12 protein-coding genes and 1 pseudogene are annotated in these 18,406 nt (G+C 71.2%); 4 read left to right on the forward strand and 9 right to left on the reverse strand.

All coding sequences use genetic code 11. The features are described from left to right. Positions 1–40 precede the first annotated feature (40 nt). Entirely contained in the window at positions 41–1,000 is a 960-nt protein-coding gene (locus ACH4UK_RS21440) for a hypothetical protein (RefSeq protein ID WP_398358463.1), read from the reverse strand. A gap of 102 nt (positions 1,001–1,102) precedes the next feature. Continuing rightward, a complete protein-coding gene (locus ACH4UK_RS21445; protein WP_398358465.1) occupies positions 1,103–1,918 on the reverse strand; it encodes a helix-turn-helix domain-containing protein in 816 nt (271 codons plus the stop codon). Between the two features lie 116 nt (positions 1,919–2,034). On the opposite strand from ACH4UK_RS21445, the gene ACH4UK_RS21450 reads away from it, so the two are divergent. From ACH4UK_RS21450 to ACH4UK_RS21460, 3 genes and pseudogenes are all read left to right on the forward strand, one after another. Continuing rightward, positions 2,035–2,475, forward strand: a complete 441-nt coding sequence (locus tag ACH4UK_RS21450) for a hypothetical protein (protein ID WP_398358467.1) — start codon at positions 2,035–2,037, stop codon at positions 2,473–2,475. An 81-nt stretch (positions 2,476–2,556) separates the two neighbouring features. After that, positions 2,557–4,075, forward strand: a pseudogene (locus ACH4UK_RS21455) (cryptochrome/photolyase family protein). A gap of 105 nt (positions 4,076–4,180) precedes the next feature. Then, a complete protein-coding gene (locus ACH4UK_RS21460) occupies positions 4,181–4,807 on the forward strand; it encodes an SMI1/KNR4 family protein (RefSeq protein WP_398358469.1) in 627 nt (208 codons plus the stop codon). Between the two features lie 256 nt (positions 4,808–5,063). On the opposite strand, the gene ACH4UK_RS21465 is transcribed toward ACH4UK_RS21460, so the two are convergent. From ACH4UK_RS21465 to ACH4UK_RS21485, 5 genes are all read right to left on the reverse strand, one after another. Then, on the reverse strand, positions 5,064–9,989 hold the full coding sequence (locus ACH4UK_RS21465; RefSeq protein WP_398358471.1) for an SAV_2336 N-terminal domain-related protein: 4,926 nt from the start codon (positions 9,987–9,989) through the stop codon (positions 5,064–5,066). Next, positions 9,986–11,002, reverse strand: a complete 1,017-nt coding sequence (locus tag ACH4UK_RS21470; RefSeq protein WP_398358473.1) for an AAA family ATPase — start codon at positions 11,000–11,002, stop codon at positions 9,986–9,988. Before ACH4UK_RS21470 ends, ACH4UK_RS21465 begins: the two co-directional genes overlap by 4 nt. Before the next feature lie 25 nt (positions 11,003–11,027). Continuing rightward, positions 11,028–13,163: a trypsin-like peptidase domain-containing protein gene (locus ACH4UK_RS21475; RefSeq protein ID WP_398358475.1), complete on the reverse strand. Its 2,136-nt coding sequence runs from the start codon at positions 13,161–13,163 to the stop codon at positions 11,028–11,030. A 15-nt stretch (positions 13,164–13,178) separates the two neighbouring features. Further along, positions 13,179–13,652: a CU044_2847 family protein gene (locus tag ACH4UK_RS21480; RefSeq protein ID WP_398358477.1), complete on the reverse strand. Its 474-nt coding sequence runs from the start codon at positions 13,650–13,652 to the stop codon at positions 13,179–13,181. A 91-nt stretch (positions 13,653–13,743) separates the two neighbouring features. Further along, on the reverse strand, positions 13,744–15,087 hold the full coding sequence (locus ACH4UK_RS21485; protein ID WP_398358544.1) for a PLP-dependent aminotransferase family protein: 1,344 nt from the start codon (positions 15,085–15,087) through the stop codon (positions 13,744–13,746). A 196-nt stretch (positions 15,088–15,283) separates the two neighbouring features. Here ACH4UK_RS21485 and ACH4UK_RS21490 point away from each other — a divergent pair, with 196 nt between their 5' ends. After that, positions 15,284–15,931 carry a LysE family translocator gene (locus ACH4UK_RS21490; RefSeq protein WP_398358479.1) on the forward strand — a complete coding sequence of 216 codons (648 nt, stop codon included), beginning with the start codon at positions 15,284–15,286 and terminating at the stop codon, positions 15,929–15,931. 15 nt (positions 15,932–15,946) lie between these two features. Here ACH4UK_RS21490 and ACH4UK_RS21495 read toward each other — a convergent pair whose 3' ends face one another. Both ACH4UK_RS21495 and ACH4UK_RS21500 read right to left on the reverse strand, forming a co-directional pair. Continuing rightward, a complete protein-coding gene (locus ACH4UK_RS21495; RefSeq protein WP_398358481.1) occupies positions 15,947–17,005 on the reverse strand; it encodes a VWA domain-containing protein in 1,059 nt (352 codons plus the stop codon). A gap of 92 nt (positions 17,006–17,097) precedes the next feature. After that, the gene (locus ACH4UK_RS21500) at positions 17,098–18,147 is read right to left on the reverse strand and encodes a polyprenyl synthetase family protein (RefSeq protein ID WP_398358483.1); all 1,050 of its coding nucleotides are present in this window, start codon (positions 18,145–18,147) and stop codon (positions 17,098–17,100) included. Positions 18,148–18,406: the final 259 nt, after the last annotated feature.

The following is an 18,406-nucleotide window of genomic DNA, read 5'->3' on the forward strand; positions in this document are numbered from 1 at the left end:
CCGCACGGGCAGGGTCCCGGACGGACCCGCGCGGGGTGTTTCAGTGCCCGTGGCCGGCGGATTCGCCGGTCGCCGCCGCTCCGGTGTGCACGGTGAAGGCGGCTGTGTGGACCTTCCCCTCGTGCTGGAAGTCGAGGAAGAGGCGGTAGGCCCCCTTGCTCGGGGCCGTCGCGGTGAAGGAGACCTCCGGCCCCGGCTTCGTCCGGCCGTCGCCCGGTTCGCCGTTCGGGTGGACGTGGAGGTAGGCCAGGTCCCCGGCCCGCAGGGCGACGAGGTGGCCGTACGCGCCGAGGTAGGGCTGAAGGTCGGTGACCGGCTCGCCGTCCTTCTCGACCTCCAGCTTGAGCTCGCTGCCCGCCCCGGGGCGCAACGCCCCTTCGAGCGTGACCTCGTACCCGTCGACGGTCACCGTCCGCTTGGCTTCCGGCAGCGGCTCGGGGCGCGCGTCGCCCGATACGGCGAGGTCCGCGCCCAGGGTGAGGCCCTCGGCGTTCTTCACGTCCGGGGTGAAGTCGGCGAAGACCCGGTAGCCGCCGGCCTCGGGGAGCTCGACGGGGGTCGACCAGGTGCCGTCGGGGGCTCGCACCGGGTGCAGGTGCCGGTAGGTGGTGAGGTCGCTCGACGCCACGATCAGGTGGAGTTCTTTGCCGTGCTCGCGGCGGAACGCGGTCACCTTGCGGGAGGTGTCCTCGTTCACGACGGCGAAGCGCAGTTCGGCCGGCTCACCCGCCTCGACGCGCGGCGTCCTGAGGTCGAGGGCGAAGCCCCCGTCGGAGACCTGCAGACCGCCGGGGAGCTCCGAGGCCTTCCCCGCGCCCTCCTTCACCCCGCCCTCCGCCGACGGACGCTCCTTCGCGCCGTGCCCCGCGCCGTGCCCGTCCTGCCCGGACGACTCCTTCGCGGCGACGGCGGGATCCAGCGCGCCGCCCACCGCGTACGCCGACCCGAAGGTCGCCGCGAGCGCCGCGGCGAAGGCCGTGACCTTGAGACCGGTATGCATGACCACTCCCTCGTCGAGGGGTCGCCGGAGCGCGACCACGCATTCAACGATACCCCCCTGGGGTATAAAGTCAACGGGAGGCCGATCTTGCGGACCGCGCCGTCAGCGGCCCTCGCCGCCCATCGCCGCCAGGGTGCGCAGCAGGGCGTCCGTCTGCTCGTCCATCGGGAAGAAGGACTCCACCGCGAGTTCCGAGAGCGTCACGTCGGCGGGGGCTCCGAAGGTGGCGATGGTGCTGAAGAACGCCATGTCGCCGAGCGGGGTGCGGATGCGCAGCGGGACGACGATGCCCGTCGGGTCCACCGGGCCGGGGTCGGCGTCGAGGTCCGGCGGGGCCGGGTAGGCGGACACCTCCTCGTAGAGCTCGCGCAGGTCGCGGTGGCCGGTGGTGTCGACCTGGTGCCGCAGCCGGCCGAGGGCGTGGGCGCGGACCTGGGCGAAGTTCAGGCACTGGGAGGCGAGCCCCTCCGGGTGGAGGATCAGCCGCATCACGTTGCCGCCCGACTCCGTCAGGTGCGGCGGCACGGTGCCGAGCAGGAGGGACATCGCGTCGTTGTGGTCGACGATGTCCCAGATCCGGTCGATCGCGGCGGCCGGGTACGGCTCGTGGCCGGCCAGCATCGCCCTGATCGCCGAGCGGACCATGGCCATTTCGTCGCTGTCGAGCGGCGACTCCCGGTACGCGGGGGCGTAACCGGCCGCCAGCAGCAGGCCGTTGCGGTCCCGCAGCGGGACGTCGAGGTGCTCGGCGAGCCGGAGAACCATCTCCCGGCTCGGCCGGGCGCGGCCGGTCTCCACACAGGAGAGGTGGCGGGTCGAGGAATCCGCCCGCAGGGCCAGGTCGAGCTGGCTGAGCTTGCGGCGCTGTCGCCACGCGCGGAGCAACAGGCCCACGCGGGGCGGCTCTTCGGTATCCATGACCTCACCGTAGCCGGGGCCCGCGCGGCCACGCGTCCATGACCTGGGAGGTCATGGAGTCAGCGACCTCCGGCGTGACACGGTGTCACCGACCCGCCAGCCGAAGGAGATTCGAGATGACGCACACCCTCGCCCCGTCCGCCGCCGCAGCGCCCGCGCGGGACGCCGCCCGGTTCCTCCGTGTGGTGCTGCGCGTGGACAGCGTGAGCACCGCCGTGATGGGCGTCGTGCTGGTCGCGGCCGCCGCGCCGCTCGGCTCCGCGACCGGGATGCCGGTGGCCTTCGCCGTGGCGTTCGGGGTCTTCCAGATCGGCGGGGCGGCCGCCCTGGCCCTGATCGCGGGCTACCCGGTGATCCCGCCCGCCCTGGCCAGGACCGTCGTCGCGGTGAACGCCCTGTGCGCGGTCGGGTGTGCGGTGACGGCCTTCGCCGGCTTCCTGCCGCTCACCGGGTTCGGGGTGGTGTTCCTGCTGATCGGGGCGCTAATCGTGGCGGTCTACACCGCGCTCCAGTACACGGGGCTGCGACGGATGACCGCGACGCCCTCGGCGCGGTGAGGCCACGCTGATCCACCGGGGACGGCGGGCGGGCCCTTAGCCTGGTGGAGGGGGGCCCGACGGCAGGGACAGACGTACCTCATGGCACCACGCACCCACTGGCTCTTCGGGGACCAGCTCGGCCCCCACTTCCTGGACCCCCGCCACGGCGGACCGGACGCACACGCCCCCGTCCTGATGATCGAGGCCCGGTCCGTGCTGCGCAGACGCCGCTTCCACCGGGCCAAGGCTCACCTCGTCCTCTCCGCGATGCGGCACCGGGCGGCCGAACTGGGCGACCGCGTCCGCTACGTACAGACCGAGACGTACGCGGACGGGCTGGCGGAGGCGGGGTTCGGCGGGCGGAGGCGTCGTCTGACGGTCTGCCACCCGACCTCCCGCGCGGCGCTGGACTTCGTGACCGCCCGGGACGAGGTCGACGTCCTCCCGGCACGGGGCTTCCTGCTGCCGCAGGCGGAATTCGGGGCGTGGGCGCAGGAGCACCGGGGCGACCGGCTGCGGATGGAGGGCTTCTACCGGTGGATCCGCCGGCGCCACGAGCTGCTCATGGACGGCGACGAACCTGCCGGGGGAACGTGGAACCTCGACCACGACAACCGCGAGCCGCCGCCCAGGGGTTGCCCCACCCTGGAGGCGCCGGCTCCCTACAGTCCGGCCGAGGACGGGATCGACGACGAGGTGCGCCACGACCTCGACCGCTGGGAGCGTGACGGGGAGGTCTCGTTCGTCGGCCGCGACGGCCCCCGCCGCTTCCCCGTCACCCGGCGGGAGGCGCTGGCGGCGCTCCGGCGCTTCGTCTCGCACCGTCTCGGCGACTTCGGCCGCTACGAGGACGCGATGCTGGCGGCCGACCCCACGATGAGCCACAGCCTGTTGTCCGTCCCCCTCAACCTGGGGCTGCTGGACCCGGCCGAGTGCGTCGAGCGGGCCGAGAAGGCCTGGCGCGCGGGCGGGGCCCCGCTCAACAGCGTCGAGGGCTTCGTACGCCAGATCGCCGGCTGGCGGGAGTACGTGTGGCAGCTCTACTGGCACTTCGGCGAGGACTACCGGGGCCGCAACGCGCTGCGCCACACAGCGCCGCTGCCCGACTGGTTCCTCGACCTGGACGCGGAGGCGGTCACCGCGAACTGCCTGTCCACCGCGCTGGCCCAGGTCCGGGACACCGGCTGGACCCATCACATCCCGCGCCTGATGGTGCTGGGCAGCCGCGCCCTGCAGGACGGCTGGGACCCGGCTGCCGTGACCGACTGGTTCCACCGCTGCTTCGTGGACGGCTACGACTGGGTGATGCTCCCCAACGTCGTCGGCATGTCGCAGTACGCGGACGGCGGCCGGATGACGACCAAGCCGTACACCTCCGGCGGCGCCTACATCAACCGGATGAGCGACCTCTGCGCTCCCTGCGCCTACCGCCCCTCCGACCGGACCGGCGAACACGCCTGCCCGTACACGGCCGGCTACTGGGCCTTCCTGCACCGCCACCGGACCGGCCCTGAGCGCCAACCACCGCATGGCGAGGGCGGTCAAGGGCCTGGACCGGCTGAAGGACCTCGACGGCCTCCTCGCCGAGACCTCGGCACGCGGAGACCGGGCGCCCTAGACGGTGTCCTCGGAGGCCACGTCCGCATCTGCGGCAGCGACGACGGACCGGTCCTCGCCCGCGGCACGGCCGGCAGCCATCGGCCTGTCAGAGCCACCTGGCAGCATGATCGGCATGAGTGAGACAACGGAGCCTGAAGAGAATGAAGTTGCCGGTGCACTGACCACGCCGGAAGAGTGGCGTGTCTTTCTGGAGCGCTACGGCGAGCTGTACGTGAAGCTCCGGGCCGACGACCAGGAGTTGGTCGATCTGCTGGACGACGATCAGCTGGAGGTTCTGGATGAAGGGGGGCGGGTCGAGCTGTGGCTGGGCGAAGCCCCTGCTCGGGAGGAGGCTCTGGCGGCATCCGAGGAGCGGCTCGGAGTGCGCTTCCCACCCAGCCTGCGGGGATTCTTCCTGACAAGCGACGGGTGGACGCACCTGGATGACTACGTGGACGGGGTCCATGCCTGCGACCGCGTCCTATGGATGCGGGACAGCGAGGCCGGCGCACGCGTGACCGACACCTACGACTCGATACCCGGCAACGAGGACGACGTCCGGTTGTTCCGCCGGTCCATCGAGATCGCCCGGGGAGAGGACTTCTGGCTGCTCGACCCGACCGACGTCGGGCCGGACGGCGAGTGGGCCGCCTACGAGTTCGCACCGAAGTACGGCAACCCGACGAAGTACCCCAGCTTCTCCGCGTTGATCCGCTCCGGGTACGCGAGTATGGAGGAGGACGAGGACTGAGTCGGCCCGTCGGCCCTCGCGCCCGCATCGGGAGTGGGGCGAGGGTGACGGCTGCTTCGGAGGGCTGGGCGGTTTTGTCGTAGCGGCACTGCCTAAGGGCTGTCCCGTAATCCCTGGAGGGCGCACGACGACAGCTACGGCACCTCGCCGCGTTGTCGGAACGCCCGAATACATCCAGTATGCGGACGTCCCTCCGCCTTGCGATGCACCGCATCTGACGCCGCGCGCTGATCCACCAGGGATTACGGGACAGCCCTTAGGGCCCCACCACGGCCTCGGTGATGACCGGGCTCGCCTCTCCGCTCCAGGAGACGGCGAGCGTCTCCCTCGCCCGTGTGCAGGCCACGAACAGCAGTCTGCGTTCTACCAGCCAGTCCACGTCCTGGGGCGGCTCGCCCGTCTCCGGTGGAGCCTCCGGGGCGCCGGACGGCCACTCACGAGCGCTCACTCCGATGACGGCCACACAGCGGAACTCGGCGCCCTTCATCGCGTGCACCGGTGCCAGAACCACGGTGTCCCCCCGTGCCTCGATCGCCCCACCGGACGGCATCACCGGGACCCCGGCCTCCCGCAGCGCGGCGCGAGCGGCGTCCAGCGTCCGTCGGAAACGGGCGCAGACCCAGATGTCGTCCGGCTCGACCCCGTCCGCGATCCACGTCCGCACCCGTTCGACGAGGGCCGCGATCTCTTCGCGCTCGGAGCCGTAACCGGTGACGTCGGGACGGACCCCCCGCAGCCGGGAGTGATAGCCGGCCAGCGTCTCGGTCCCGTCGCCGCTCAGCCCGTCGACGGCCTCCGAACGGAGAAGTCCGGTCGACCAGTTCAGGATCTCTGCCGTGGAGCGGTGGCTGCGGTCCAGACGGCTGCTGCGCCCGGCGACGGAGATGCCGAGGGAACGGAATGACGTCTTCGTGTCGTAGACCCGCTGGTGCGCGTCTCCGACCATGAAGAGGTCGTCCGCATCAGGTTCGACGGCGGCTCGCAGCACCCGCCAGTGGGCAGGATGCACGTCCTGCGCACTGTCCACCACGACATGGCGGTAGGCAGACCTCTTCTCTCCGTTCAGCAGTTGCACCGCACGAAGGCACAGCCCGAAGCGGCTGTTGCGCCCCTGATCGCGCAGTTGGTCCTCGAACATCTCCACCGCCGACCAGACCTGTGCCCGGCGTGCGGCCGGAAGGGCCTCTCCGCGCCCCTTCCGCAAAACGGTCAGATAGGCCGCCCGGCCAGGCACCCCCAAGGTGAGAACGACCTGCCGGTACTCCTGGAACAGAAACTGTCCGTCCAACGGCAGGCCCGCCCTCTCGGCGACCTGGCTCCAGAGCGCTTGCTCTTCCCGTTCCGTCAGGACCAGGGGAACTCTGCGGTCCGCTCGCGCCACGACATCTCGTACGTAGCCGTCGACGGTGAGCACGTCCACGCGGTCCAACAGCGTCGCGTCGTTCTCGAGAAGCGAGGCCAGACCCTGCCGGAGCGCGACGGCCGAGGAGTTGGCCACGGCGGTGAGCAGGACGCGGGTGTCGGGCGATCGGCGCAGCAGATGCCTGACACGGTGCAGGGCCACCAGCGTCTTGCCCGTGCCGGGGCCTCCGGTGACCAGCGCCGGGCCGTTGTACGAAGGCCGGTAGGCGGCCTCGCGCTGAGGGGGGTCCAGCAGATCCTCGGGCCGACGCCCGGTCCTCCCCACCGGCACCCCGCCCAGGGCCAGCAACTGCGCACGCGTCTGAGGGTCCGTGGCGTAGACGACGGTCCCCGCCATGCCGCGCGTCAGCAGGACCCTGTACGCCGTGCGGATCATGCGGTCCACTTCGGCGTCCGGAGCCGAGGGCTTGGTGATGGACGCGTCCTTCGACGACCTGCGGTCCGTGACGCATCGTCCGTCACGGAAGACCAGGTCGGGGCCGATGATGACGCCGCCCCAGTCGTACTCGAAGCCCTGCGCCGTGTAGATATTGCCCACCTGGCCGAAGCCCGCCGGGTCGGTGGCCCACAAGGAGGCGGGCGGAGCCCCGGAGATCGCCCGGTCGCTGTTCGGGGGCCATGGCCGTGCCCAGTCACCGATCACCACATCCTGCGGAAGGAGATCTCCCGGCCGCAGCGTTCCTGACCATTCCCAGCAGTAGCCCGCGGTCATACGGGCGCTGAACCCCGCGGACCGGCGCTCTTCCAGGAACGACTGCATCTCCTGCGGGCTGTCGGCGACGAGGAACCGCATCCGGCCGTCCGGCTCCCAGGGCAAGGAGTCGCCGGGCTCCAGACCGAGGAACCGGTCCACCCAGCGTCCGAAGGACCGGCTTCCACCGCACCGGAACTGGGCCTCGAGGGGCACGACCCGAACGGCCAGGCCCTTGCGCTCCGCCGCCGCGACGATCCCCGCCACCGTGCCCGTCTCGCCCGAGCGGACCACTTGATGCTCGTCGAGAAAGAAGACCGATACCCGGGCCGCGTCGATGAGCTCATCGATCTGCGCCTTGCCGGTACGCCCCTCCTTCTTCGTGAAGCGGTGGTCCGAGGTCGGGCGAATCCGGTGGGCCTCATCGCAGAGGAGAACGTCGAGGTCGTCGGGGTAGGCATCCGTGAAGCTGTTGAAGTACTTGAACAGCTCCTTCACTCGGGGAACTCTCGCGCCGGCGACCGCACGCATGGTCTTCGTGAACGCCGCCGAGCCGGTCGCGTGCAGCGCGGGCACCCCCCGCCGGTACAGCTCGCCCAAGAGCGACAGCGCGATCACGCTCTTTCCGGAACCGGGGCCGCCGGTCACCACGACGACCTCCTTCCGCCCGGAGCGCTTCGACGCGCGCACGGCTTCGAGGACGGCGTGGTAGGCCACCTGCTGTTCGTCCAGGAGGACGAACTGCCCCCGGTCCCTGACCTCCTGCGGGGCGACCGACATGAGCTGGAGGGGAATGGAAGGCCGATCGAGGAGGAGTTCGTCGGCCGCCCGCGCCCCCGGGTGGCCGCTGCTGAACCTGGTACGGAGATACCTGATGAACGCGTGCCGGTTCTCCCCGGTGAACAGCATCTCCCGACCGATCCGTTCCCGGTCTCTGAGGCCACCTGCCCCCAGCTCCGTGGCCCTGGGCAGGTAGGCGACACCACTGACCCGGTCCGGGATCAGATCGTCCCCTCCGCCGAAGCGGGTCAGGTACGCGCAGTAGCCGCGCACCTGGTCGAGCGGGTTGAGAGCCTGGCGCGTGGAGGCATCCACGGAGCAGAGGACCGGATCATCCGCATCCGGCGTCGCCCTCTCCCACAGCTTCAGTTCGACCACGACATACGTCGGGACCGAATCGGCGGGGCTCAAGCCGGCGACGACGACGTCCACCCGCTTGCTGCTCATCGGCAGGGCGTAGTCGATCAGCATCTCGACCTGGGGGAGCCCGGCTTCGCAGAGCACTGCCGCGATTTCGGGGATCCCCTGTTCCCACGCATGGACCTCGCCGGGAGGCGGTCGACGTCCGTGAACGCGTACGAACTCCCCCATGAGCAGTTCGGTCAGTCGCCCGCTCAGCGCCTCGTCCGCGACGGCTGCGGCGGAACCACGGACCAGGGCCGCCCCCTCGGCCACGACCGCGCGGCCACGCGTGCCGGAGGGCGGCGGCGGGTCAGACGGTCCGACGACGTCCTGGGCAGCGGAGTCGACCCGGTCTGCCAGCACGGCGAACGGCGTTGCTTCGTCCGAGAGCTGGACGGCGCCGTTCGCGGCGGGCACCAGCGCCGCGAAGTCCGGCAGACGGCCGCGGTGGGGCTCGAGCGCCCGGCCGACGGCTTCGCTGACCTCCTGGGTCTGCACCCTGCTGAGCCCCGTCGACAACAGCTCACGCACACCGGGGCGGAACGTGTAGAGGCCCTCTCCCCGCGGCGTCCCAGGAAGCGCCGCGGGCGCGCCTTCGTCGTCCGTGCTGCGCAGCAGCCCGCCCAGCAGTACCTCGGCCACCTGAGTCGAGGTGGCGTCGGGCAAGGTGGCGATGCGCACCAGTTGCATCAGGAGCGGAGTGAACTGCTCGATGGTGGAAAGCCTGACCGCCAGGCTGTACGCCTGAGGGGAGAACGATCCGCGGAAGGCGGCGATCAGCTGATCCGGTGCCACGGCCGGGGACGCTGTCGCCCCCGGCCGGTCCGCGGCGGCGGACCCAAGGATCGCGACCTGCATCAGCTGGGGTGCGGCGGGGCGGGTGATCAGCTGTGCCCAGGAACCGAGCGACGACGGCGACAGCGCGACCACGGGCACCGGGAGCCGGCCGGGGGCGGGCCGCAGTGCCTCTCCCGTGAGGGAGTCGACGACCTGCAACTGCCGTGCCGCGGTGAAACGTTGAGGTGCCGAGAGAAAGTACGGCTCGGGCTGGAGCCCGGTGGCGCGCCACAGTCGCTGAGGCAGCGGGGAGAGGATGGCCACGGGACCGTGCGCGCCCAGAGCCGCGACGGCGTCGACCGTGGTCCCGGTCCTCCACGCCGGATCGACTCCGTCCGTGAGGACCAGGGTGGCCTCCGATCCGATGCCTCCCGATCGGCTGTGCGGCAGTTCGCGGGGAACGATCCGATGGACGGAGACGGCACGGAAGACCCCGCTGCGCTCCAGGAGCCGTCCGACCTCCGTCACGAGTGGCTGCCACACCCTCATGGACGGCGAGTCGTCGACCAGGAGAACGGCCGTGTTCCGCAGCTCGCGGGTAGGCCGCAGCACCACGTCGAACGTGCCCGACTCGGCCGTCTGCCGGACCGTGGCCTCCACGTCCACGGCAACGCGGTGCGGGTGATCCTGCCGTTCGCGCAGGGGCCGGAGGGAACGGACCAGCTGGAGCGCCCCGGGCAGAGTACGAGGACCGGGGACGCGCACGGCGTGGGCGGCGGAGCCGGTCGAGCCACCTGCCCGGGAGTCGGGAAAGAGGAGACGTCGCCGTCCCGGTGAGCCTGCCTGCCGCTCCTGCTCGTCGGAGCCGCGTGGCGGGGTGCCGGAGGCGGCGAGCGGCTCGGTGCTCTCTTCCTGGTCTGCTTCGGGCAGTGGCGACGCGTCGGCCGGAAGGCCATCCCTGTCGCGTGCCGCGCCGTCCTGTCCCTCCTGGGCGGAGGCGCTGGCCCGGCTCTCCTCCAGGGTGCGAGCCAACAGGAGGAGGTCCAGGAGCTCCGCGCCCGTCACCGGGTAGCCGAGCTCGTCCAGCACCCGTCGCAGACGGTCGATCATGCCGGGAATGCCTCGTCCAGACGGCGCATGACCGTGCTGATCAACTGTTCGCGGCTGAGATCGGCCCCCGTGAACCGCAGGTGCACAGCGGCCAGGAGCTGGTCGGTGGCGAGGGTCTGGGTGGCCGCCCGCTGCAGGAAGTCCTGGACCAGATCCTCGGCACCGGCCAGCGCCTCGTCGCCCAGGTGCAGCCGGACGATGTTGCGGAGCTTCTCCTCGCCCGGGTCCTGGAGGTCGAGTCGGACGCAGCGGCGCAGGAAGGCCGGCGGAAAATCCCGCTCCCCGTTGCTGGTCATGACGACGATCGGGAAATTCTCACAGGTGACGGTCCCCCGGCTCACCGGGACGCGCTCCCGGTCCCCGGTGACGAGGACTTCCACGTTCTGCTGTCCCTCGGGAAGCCTGGCGAGCTCGGGAATCTCGAACTGTGCTTCCTCCAGCACCACGAGGAGGTCATTGGGGAGGTCGATGTCCGCCTTGTCGAGCTCGTCGATGAGCAGCACCCGAGGTCGGCCGCGGGCGGCGAGAGCCGTACCGAGCGGACCTAGCCGGAGGAAATCGCCGATGTCCGAGTGGCGGCCCCGGGCGCGGTACTTGAGCTTCCCGGAGGCGCCCCGGGCCGAGCGCCTTTCGCGTTCCAGCGACACCTCGCGCAGTCGGCCGACCGCGTCGTAGCGGCAGAGCGCGTCCTGGAGCGTCGAGCGACTGTTGACCGGCCAGCGAAGCACCTCGCCCAGACCGAGGTCCTTGGCGACGGCGTGCGCGAGAGAGCTCTTGCCGGTCCCCGGACGTCCGGTGACCAGCAGCGGACGGCGCAGGTGCAGTGCGGTGTTGACGACCGCCACATCCTCCCGGCTCAGCAGATACTCCTGAGCCGCAGGAGTCCCCGGCGAGCCCGAGATGCCGCGCCAGGAGGGCGGCGGCGGCAGGTCGGCAGGCCCGCGGAACACCCACCAGTTCTCAGCGGTCGGTACGGGATCGGGTTCGGGTTCGGACGCTGCGTTGTGCGACACGGTCGCTCTCCTAGGCGGGGTGGGATCAGGGCTGAGTGAGTGCCCAGGGGTCAGGGGCGAACGGTGGCGGCCGGTGGTCCGGACCGTCGTACAGGAGCGACAGACGGCGGCCCTGGTGCGTCGGGCAGTCGGGGTCCGCCAGCGCTCGGGCCCGCTCCAGGCGAACCGTCTCGGGGATGTCGGCGTGGCTGATCCCCCGCAACAGGTCGAGAAGCCGCTTCGCGGTCTCGGGATCGTGGTCCTGCCGGTGCCAGAGAACCGTGTGCACGCCCGCCTGGAGACACTGCAGGAGTATCCGGCTCTGGTGCTTCTGCTCGCAGCACATGATGACGATGCCGGCGTCCGGGGCCGCTTCGAGTCGGGCCTGTGCCACGACGGAGTTGGTCGAGCGGTGGTCGAGGACGACGGGCTGGGAGGACGACAGTGCTTCGGTGCGCCGCCGCCAGCCCGCGTAGCTGTCCCGTGTGCGGCCGGAGCTTCGCAGGACGACGCGCCGGGTGATGCCGAGAAAGAAGTCGCTCTCCTCGTCGTCCCCGGTCAGTTGCCAGGTGTCGACCTCGAGCCGGAGCCACGCCGGTGCCAGGAAGAACTCCACCTGGGCCTGTCCCGCGTGCTCCTGGACCTCGGTCCGCAGGGCTGCCCTGATGCCCTCGACCACCTGGGCGCTCGTCACCTCGGTGTCCTGGACCTGGACGACCTCGTGACGTCCTTCACCGGTCCAGACCCAGATCTGGTAGGTGAAGCGATGACCCGGGGCGAGAGGCAGCAGCTCGATCTGGATGCGCGGCCCCCCGCCCCCGGTGCCACGGGAGCCGGATGCCTGGCGAGCGTCCTGGCGGTGCTGGTCGACGGCGGCCGCGGGAATTCCCAGCCGGACGGCCACTCGGTCCACCCATGCGTCCAGGTCCTGTGTCACCGGGTTCTTCGCCGCGCCCTCCGCGAATCCGATGCGCACCACGGCCTGAAGCAGCGGTGGCACCAGACGGCCGTCGGGCTGGTCGTATCCCTCGAGAAGATCGGTCAAATCCACGAGCCCCTGCACCAGGGGCAGTTCGTCGACGTACGGAAGGACCGCACGCAGGAGCCCGGTGAGGTCGGACTCTCCCCCGTCACAACGCACCAGGAGACCGACCAGGTCCCGCCGCTGTTGGACGGTGAGCGTCTCGCGCGGACTGACCACGCGTGCGGCGCACAGGAGCTGGTCCCACAGCGGATCACCGGCCGGGAACCCGGCGGCGCTCGTGTCCACCAGGTACTCCCTCACGACATCCACCAGCTCCGGTACGCCGCGGCGCACCCCGGTGGCGAGCGAGAGCAGCCGATAGCTGTCAGCCGCCTGCCCCGCCGATGTCCTGCGGAGCTTCGCGGACAGCCTCTCCTCGCACACCCGCACGGAGTCGCCGCCGGGCAGGAGCCGTTCCAGAGCGGACAGCAATTGCTGGCGCCCCAGCCCCGTCGTGGGTGAGGCCAGGGGCGGAAGGTCCGGCAGTTCGGCCTCGATCGTGGAGAGTCCGATCGCGTACAGGGCCGCCGGGCTCCCGGAGTCGTCGGCGCTTCCCGGCGTGGGGACATGAGCGGCGATCACGATCCCGACCACCGCTTCCCTCGCCCTGTCCCACAAGGGTCCGCCGCTGTACCCCGCATAGGCGGTGCCGGCTATGACGTCCAGCGCGACCCAGGGCTCGGCGACGGCGCGGGGCGCCGCGCGGAGCGTCGTGAGCGCGTTGCCGCTGGCCCACAGCGCGATGACCTCGTGCCCTTCCCGCTCCGGCAGGAATGCCGCCGCCTCGGCACCGTGCGGCGCGGATTCGCCGAGGCGGAGCACGGCCAGATCTCCGAAGTACTGTGTCTGCCCCGCCGGCACGGGCCCGCTGCCCGGGGCCTGGGACGTTCGCGGTGGACACCACATGGCGGTCTCGGCACGCGCGCTCAGGATCCGGTTCGGATCCACGTGCGGCATCCGGAGGGAGACCACGGCATGCGGAGGCGGAGCGGACGCTTCGAACTGGTGACGTCCCAGGGCGCTGTTGACGACGTGGGCAGCGGTGAGCACGAACGCGTCGCCGACCAGAACGGCTGCGCCGACGGGCCGGTCGTCCGGCCCGAGAACGGATACGAACGATCGGCGCAGCGCCGGGTCACTCAGAAGAGAGGCAGACATGGCGCGAGGCTTCCATCACGACACGGCCGGCGCGGCCGCTCCGTCCGGCGCGTCGGGTGGGTCCGGGAGTGCGGAGGGTTCGGCGACACCGGCGAAATTCCAGCTCGCCGAGACGGTGAAGCTCGCTTCGCCCTTCCCCGAGAACACCCCGAGGCTCAGATCGCTGCCGAGCGTCACGCCGAATTCGACGGTCACCTCGTCCGGCCGCTGCGCGATGTCCGCGAAGGACTGGTGGATGCCGTCCAGCACTCCGCCCAGCGGCCGCAGTGCCTCCGCAAGCGCCTCGCCTCCCCGGCTGAGCGTCTGTGCCACACGCCCCTGGACACTCACCGGTTGAGCGGTGCCGAAGCCCGGCGGCAGGTCCTGGGGCGCATCCGCCTCCGGTCGTCCTGCCGGTGGCTCCACCCGTGCGGCCGCGTCCCCGGTGCCAGGAGTGAGGTGCAGGCGCACCACGGAGCCGTCGTCAAAGGTCAGATTCATATCCCCCATGGGCACCATCTTGGCATGCCCGCAGGCCGGACATCAGCCCGGAGCGCCCCGCCCCGGCCGGCCCGGCCTGTGGGGCCGGCCACCCGGGCGCTCAGTCCTCGGCGAGGTCGTCCGGGGTGGACCGGGCGAGGTCGGCGAGGGTCGCGAGGGCCCGGGAGAGGACCTCGCGGGTGGGTGAGGCCAGGCCGAGGCGGATCGCGTGCGGGCCGCGGGGGCGGCCGGCGGAGAACGCCGCGGCCGGGGTCACCGCGATGCCGTGCCGCGCGGCGGCAGCGACGAAGGTGTCGGCGCGCCAGGGGGGCGGCAGCTCCCACCAGCGGTAGTACGAGGAGGGGGCGCTGCGTGTGCGGAAGTCGCCGAGGTGGTGGTGGGCAATCTCCTGGCGCGCCCCGGCTTCCCGCCGCTTGGCCCGTACGAGGGTGTCGACGGCGCCGTCCGCCTGCCACCGCGCCATCGCCTCCAGCGGGAACCGCATGGGCGTCCATCCCCCGGAGCGCAGGGCGCCGGCGACCCGGCCCGTCAGCGCGGCGGGGGTCACGGCGAATCCGAGGGACAGCCCCGGGGACAGGCGTTTGGAGAGGCTGTCGACCAGGACGGTCCGCTCCGCGGCCCGCGATGCCAGGGGCGGCAGGTCGTCCCGGAGGAAGGCCCAGACGGCGTCCTCGATCGCATGGATTCCCGAGGTCAGCAGAACATCGGCCAGTCGGTCCAGCCGCCGCTCGGGCAGGGTGAGGGAGAGCGGGTTGTGGAGGACCGGCTGTACGTAGACGGCGTGAAGCGGATCGGCGCGGTGTGCCTCCTCCACCGCTTCGGGGATCAGCCCGTCCGCGTCCATGGCCAGCGGCACGAGGGTGACGCCGAGCCGGGCCGCGATGGTCTTCAGCACCGGATACGTGAACTCCTCGACGCCCATCCGGGCGCCCGACCGGGTCAGTGCGGCGACGGCGGCGGAGATGGCCTGCCGGCCGTTCCCGGCGAACAGGATCCGGTCCGGGTCGGGCCGCCCGCCGCCCCGCGCCAGGAGATCGGCGGCGGCCTCGCGGGCGGCGGGGGTGCCGGCCGGTCCGACCGGGCGGAGCACCGACTCCAGCCGATCGGAGCGCACCAGTTGCTCGAGGCCGGCCGCGAGCAGTCCGGCCTGTTCGGGGACGACGGGGTGGTTCAGCTCCAGGTCGACGCGGCTGTCGGTGGGCTCGGACAGGGCGGGTGCGGGGGCGGGCGCGCCGGGAGCGTCCGTGACGAACGTGCCGCGTCCGACCCGGCCGACGGTGAGGCCCCGGCGGGCGAGCTCCTGGTAGACGCGGATGGCGGTGGAGTTGGCGATGGCGTACCGCCGGGCGAACTCCCGCTGCGGAGGCAGCCGTTCGCCCGGACCGAGCCGGCCGGCCGCGATCTCCGCCGCCACGACGTCGGCGACGGACCGGAAGTCCTTCACGGGCTCCACCTCCCTGGTGAGCGGCATAGAAGCACATCATTGCACCGAGTGCAATGTCTCCTATTGAACCGACCCGGAAGGGGAACCTAGAGTCGCATTGCACCGAGCCATATAACCGAGCCATATACCTGACGCTCACGGCGGCACCCACGGCGACGGACCCTTCAGCGGGACATCAACAGAGCGGCGGACGAGCATGGTTGAGCTGAGCGGGGTGCTCGGGGTCGCGATGGTCGCCCTGGGCATGGTGCTCACCCCGGGCCCGAACATGATCTATCTCGTCTCCCGGAGCATCACCCAGGGGCGACGCGCCGGAGTGGTGTCCCTGGGCGGCGTGGCCGTGGGCTTCCTGGTCTACCTGCTGGCCACGAACCTCGGGCTGTCGGTGGTCTTCCTCGCGGTGCCCGAGCTGTACGTGGCCGTGAAGCTGGCGGGCGCCGCCTACCTCGCCTACCTGGCCTGGACCGCCCTGCGGCCGGGGGGCGTCTCCGTCTTCGCCCCCAAGGATCTGCCGCACGACTCCCCGCGCAGGCTGTTCACCATGGGGCTGATGACGAATCTGCTCAATCCGAAGATCGCCATCATGTACCTCTCCCTCATCCCGCAGTTCATCAGCCTGCGGGCGGGCAACGTCCTCCTCCAGGGCTTCCTGCTGGGCTCCGTCCAGATCGCGGTGGCCCTCACCGTCAACCTGGGGATCGTCCTGGCGGCGGGAGCCATCGCCGTCTTCCTCGCCCGCCGCCCCTCCTGGCTCCGCGCCCAGCGCTATCTGATGGGCACCGCCCTGGGCCTGCTGGCCGTATCGGTGGCCGTGGACACCTCGGCGCCGGCGGCATCGGGCTGAACCACGGGGCGGGGTTCAGAGCATGATGAGCAGACGCGTATCGGCCTTGAGCTTCCTGTTCACCGAGCGGCTCTGCACATAGACCTCCAGCGCGGGGTTGTTGCCCGCCTTCACGGAGACCGTCCCGCGGACACCGGCGCCGAACAGGAGGTTGCGCGCCGCCTCGCCCGTGTAGGCGCGGTCGGTGTCCTTCTCGACCACGATGACCTCCTTGTCGGGCTGGACCTGGACCCGGGTGCCCAACTGGTAGTAGCAGGAGCCGCGCTCGTAGGTGACGCCGGGATGCGAGTCGACGAAGGCGCGGATCTCCATCTCCTTGTCGACCTTCAGCAGCCGGTACCTGTCGGCCGCGACCGGTTCGAGGTTGGCCCGCACATCGTCGACCGATATGTCCTGGCCGACGGCGAACAGGTTCTTCGTACCGCGCACGCCCTGCTCGCGGCCGCGGAGGAAGCTGGTGGCGGCAGCGCGCACGGTGCCGATCGCGTCCTCGACGCCCTTCTGGGAGTCCGCGTCCCAGATGGCGATGTTGCCGGCGGGGAAGCCGTAGTTCTGGGCGGTGCGCTTCGCCAGGGAGTTGGGCACGAGGATGGCGGAGGTCCAGTGCCCCGGGAGTCCGTTCATCTTCGCGGTGATCCGGTCGAGCCAGGGACCCAGGATGGTCATGTCGCCGTCGTGCCGCCGGTCGCCGCCGGAGGCGTTCTCCTCGCCGTCCGTCACCACGATCTGGAGGAAGCTGTGCTCGCCGTACTCCTCCCAGATGTGTCCCAGGTCGTCCAGGGACTTCAGCGAGGCCTCGATGAGGGCCGTGGCGCCGTTGTTGACCTTGTACAGCCCCCGCATCGAGGGGAGGTGCTTCACGTCCATGTCCCAGACCAGGTTCTCCACCCGGTGGTCGAAGGAGTAGAGGCTGATCCGCGTCTCGTGGCCGAGGCTGTCCGACTCGGCCTTCAGCCCGGCCACGAACTCGTCGACGACGCGGATGAGCTGACCCTGGTGCTGATACATGGAACCCGAAGCGTCCACGACCAGCGCGACGTGATTCACCTTGTGCTGGATCCTGTTGGCGGACATGGTTCTGCTCCTTCTCCGAGACTCCCCGAGTGATGCTTCGACTTTATGGGGAGGCACTGACAGTGGAGCCCGACCGCCTGCGGAGGGCGCCGTCAGGCAGCCCTGGTCGCCACGAATCCGCAGAGTGACTCCAGGGCCCGGTGCGCCGCGTAGGGCTTGAGCCCCCGGATGGCCGCCCTGGCCCGGGTCAGCCGCTCGTTCATGACCGCCTCTGCGGCGGCGAGGGCCGGCGAGGTCTGGAAGAGCTCCAGGGCCCTGCGGCGGGCCACCGGTTCGGCGACGAGGTCGGAGTCGAGCAGTTCACGCAGTTCGGCGCCGCTCGGGCGGTCGTCGGCGCGGGCGAGCAGGACGGGGAGGCTGGCGACTCCGGCCGCGAGGTCCTTCCCCTGCTCCTTGCCGGTACGGCCGACGGGCGCGGTGAGGTCGAGGAGGTCGTCGGCTATCTGGAAGGCGATGCCCAGTTCTCTCCCGAACTCCTCCAGAGCCCGGGTGGACGGCGCGTCGACACCCGCCTGGTGCGCGCCGATGGACAGCGACATCGCCAGCAGCGCGGCCGTCTTCCCGGCGAGCACCTCGAAGTAGTGGTCGACGGGGTCCTCGTCGGGGGCAGGGCCGACGAGCTCTCTGAACTGTCCGGCGACCAGGTGGTCGGCAGCCTGCGCGTTGGCGCGGATCGCCTCCGGTCCCAGGGCCGCGGAGAGCCTGGCGGCACGGGCGAGGAGCAGGTCCCCGCCCAGGACCGCGGAGCGCTCCCCCCAGCGGGCGTTGGCGCTGGGGACGCCGTGGCGCGTCACAGCGGCGTCCATCACATCGTCGTGGTAGAGGGTGGAGACGTGGACCAGCTCGGCGACCACCGCCGCTTCCACCACCCCGGCCCGCCAGGGCTCACCGAACTCCGCGCCCAGCAGCACCAGAAGGGGCCGCAGGCGCTTGCCGCCGGACGCCGCCAGGTGGCCTGCCAGTTGGGCGACGCGAGGATCCTCGGCATCGGTCGCCGCTTCCTGCAGGCCCTTCTCGGCGGCTTCGAGCCCGGCCGACAGCCGCGACAGCAGACCGACGTCGTCGATGTCGAGCTGGCTGACCAGCCCGCTCGGGGTCCGGTGCGGCAAAGTCGAGGCGGAGTCACGTCCGAGCGGTCGCATCAGTACCCTCCGGGGGAACTTCCATCTCGCTTCTCGCGGGCATTTCCGCGACAGGACGACGCCTGATGCTGCGAAACCCCCTGATCAGTTGAGACTTTAGGACTCGGCGCCGAGTCGACGGGCCCGGATGTCATCTTCCTGCCATGCCACTCGCCCCGGTGCGGAGTCGGCACGCCGATCGACCCAATATCGGACGTGAACACGACAGGTCCGCACGAACCTCGCGCACCGCGCGCCGTCCTTTGTTCCGGGATGCTCC

It is taken from the genome of Streptomyces sp. NPDC020884, from assembly GCF_044333935.1.
GTDB lineage: Bacteria > Actinomycetota > Actinomycetes > Streptomycetales > Streptomycetaceae > Streptomyces.

Excerpts from the sequence above, each read along its gene's own strand:
- ACH4UK_RS21440 (WP_398358463.1), bottom strand. The coding sequence starts at position 1,000 with ATGCATACCGGTCTCAAGGTCACGGCCTTCGCCGCGGCGCTCGCGGCG.
- ACH4UK_RS21445 (WP_398358465.1), bottom strand. The coding sequence starts at position 1,918 with ATGGATACCGAAGAGCCGCCCCGCGTGGGCCTGTTGCTCCGCGCGTGG.
- ACH4UK_RS21450 (WP_398358467.1), top strand. The coding sequence starts at position 2,035 with ATGACGCACACCCTCGCCCCGTCCGCCGCCGCAGCGCCCGCGCGGGAC.
- ACH4UK_RS21460 (WP_398358469.1), top strand. The coding sequence starts at position 4,181 with ATGATCGGCATGAGTGAGACAACGGAGCCTGAAGAGAATGAAGTTGCC.
- ACH4UK_RS21465 (WP_398358471.1), bottom strand. The coding sequence starts at position 9,989 with ATGATCGACCGTCTGCGACGGGTGCTGGACGAGCTCGGCTACCCGGTG.
- ACH4UK_RS21475 (WP_398358475.1), bottom strand. The coding sequence starts at position 13,163 with ATGTCTGCCTCTCTTCTGAGTGACCCGGCGCTGCGCCGATCGTTCGTA.
- ACH4UK_RS21480 (WP_398358477.1), bottom strand. The coding sequence starts at position 13,652 with ATGGGGGATATGAATCTGACCTTTGACGACGGCTCCGTGGTGCGCCTG.
- ACH4UK_RS21490 (WP_398358479.1), top strand. The coding sequence starts at position 15,284 with ATGGTTGAGCTGAGCGGGGTGCTCGGGGTCGCGATGGTCGCCCTGGGC.
- ACH4UK_RS21495 (WP_398358481.1), bottom strand. The coding sequence starts at position 17,005 with ATGTCCGCCAACAGGATCCAGCACAAGGTGAATCACGTCGCGCTGGTC.
- ACH4UK_RS21500 (WP_398358483.1), bottom strand. The coding sequence starts at position 18,147 with ATGCGACCGCTCGGACGTGACTCCGCCTCGACTTTGCCGCACCGGACC.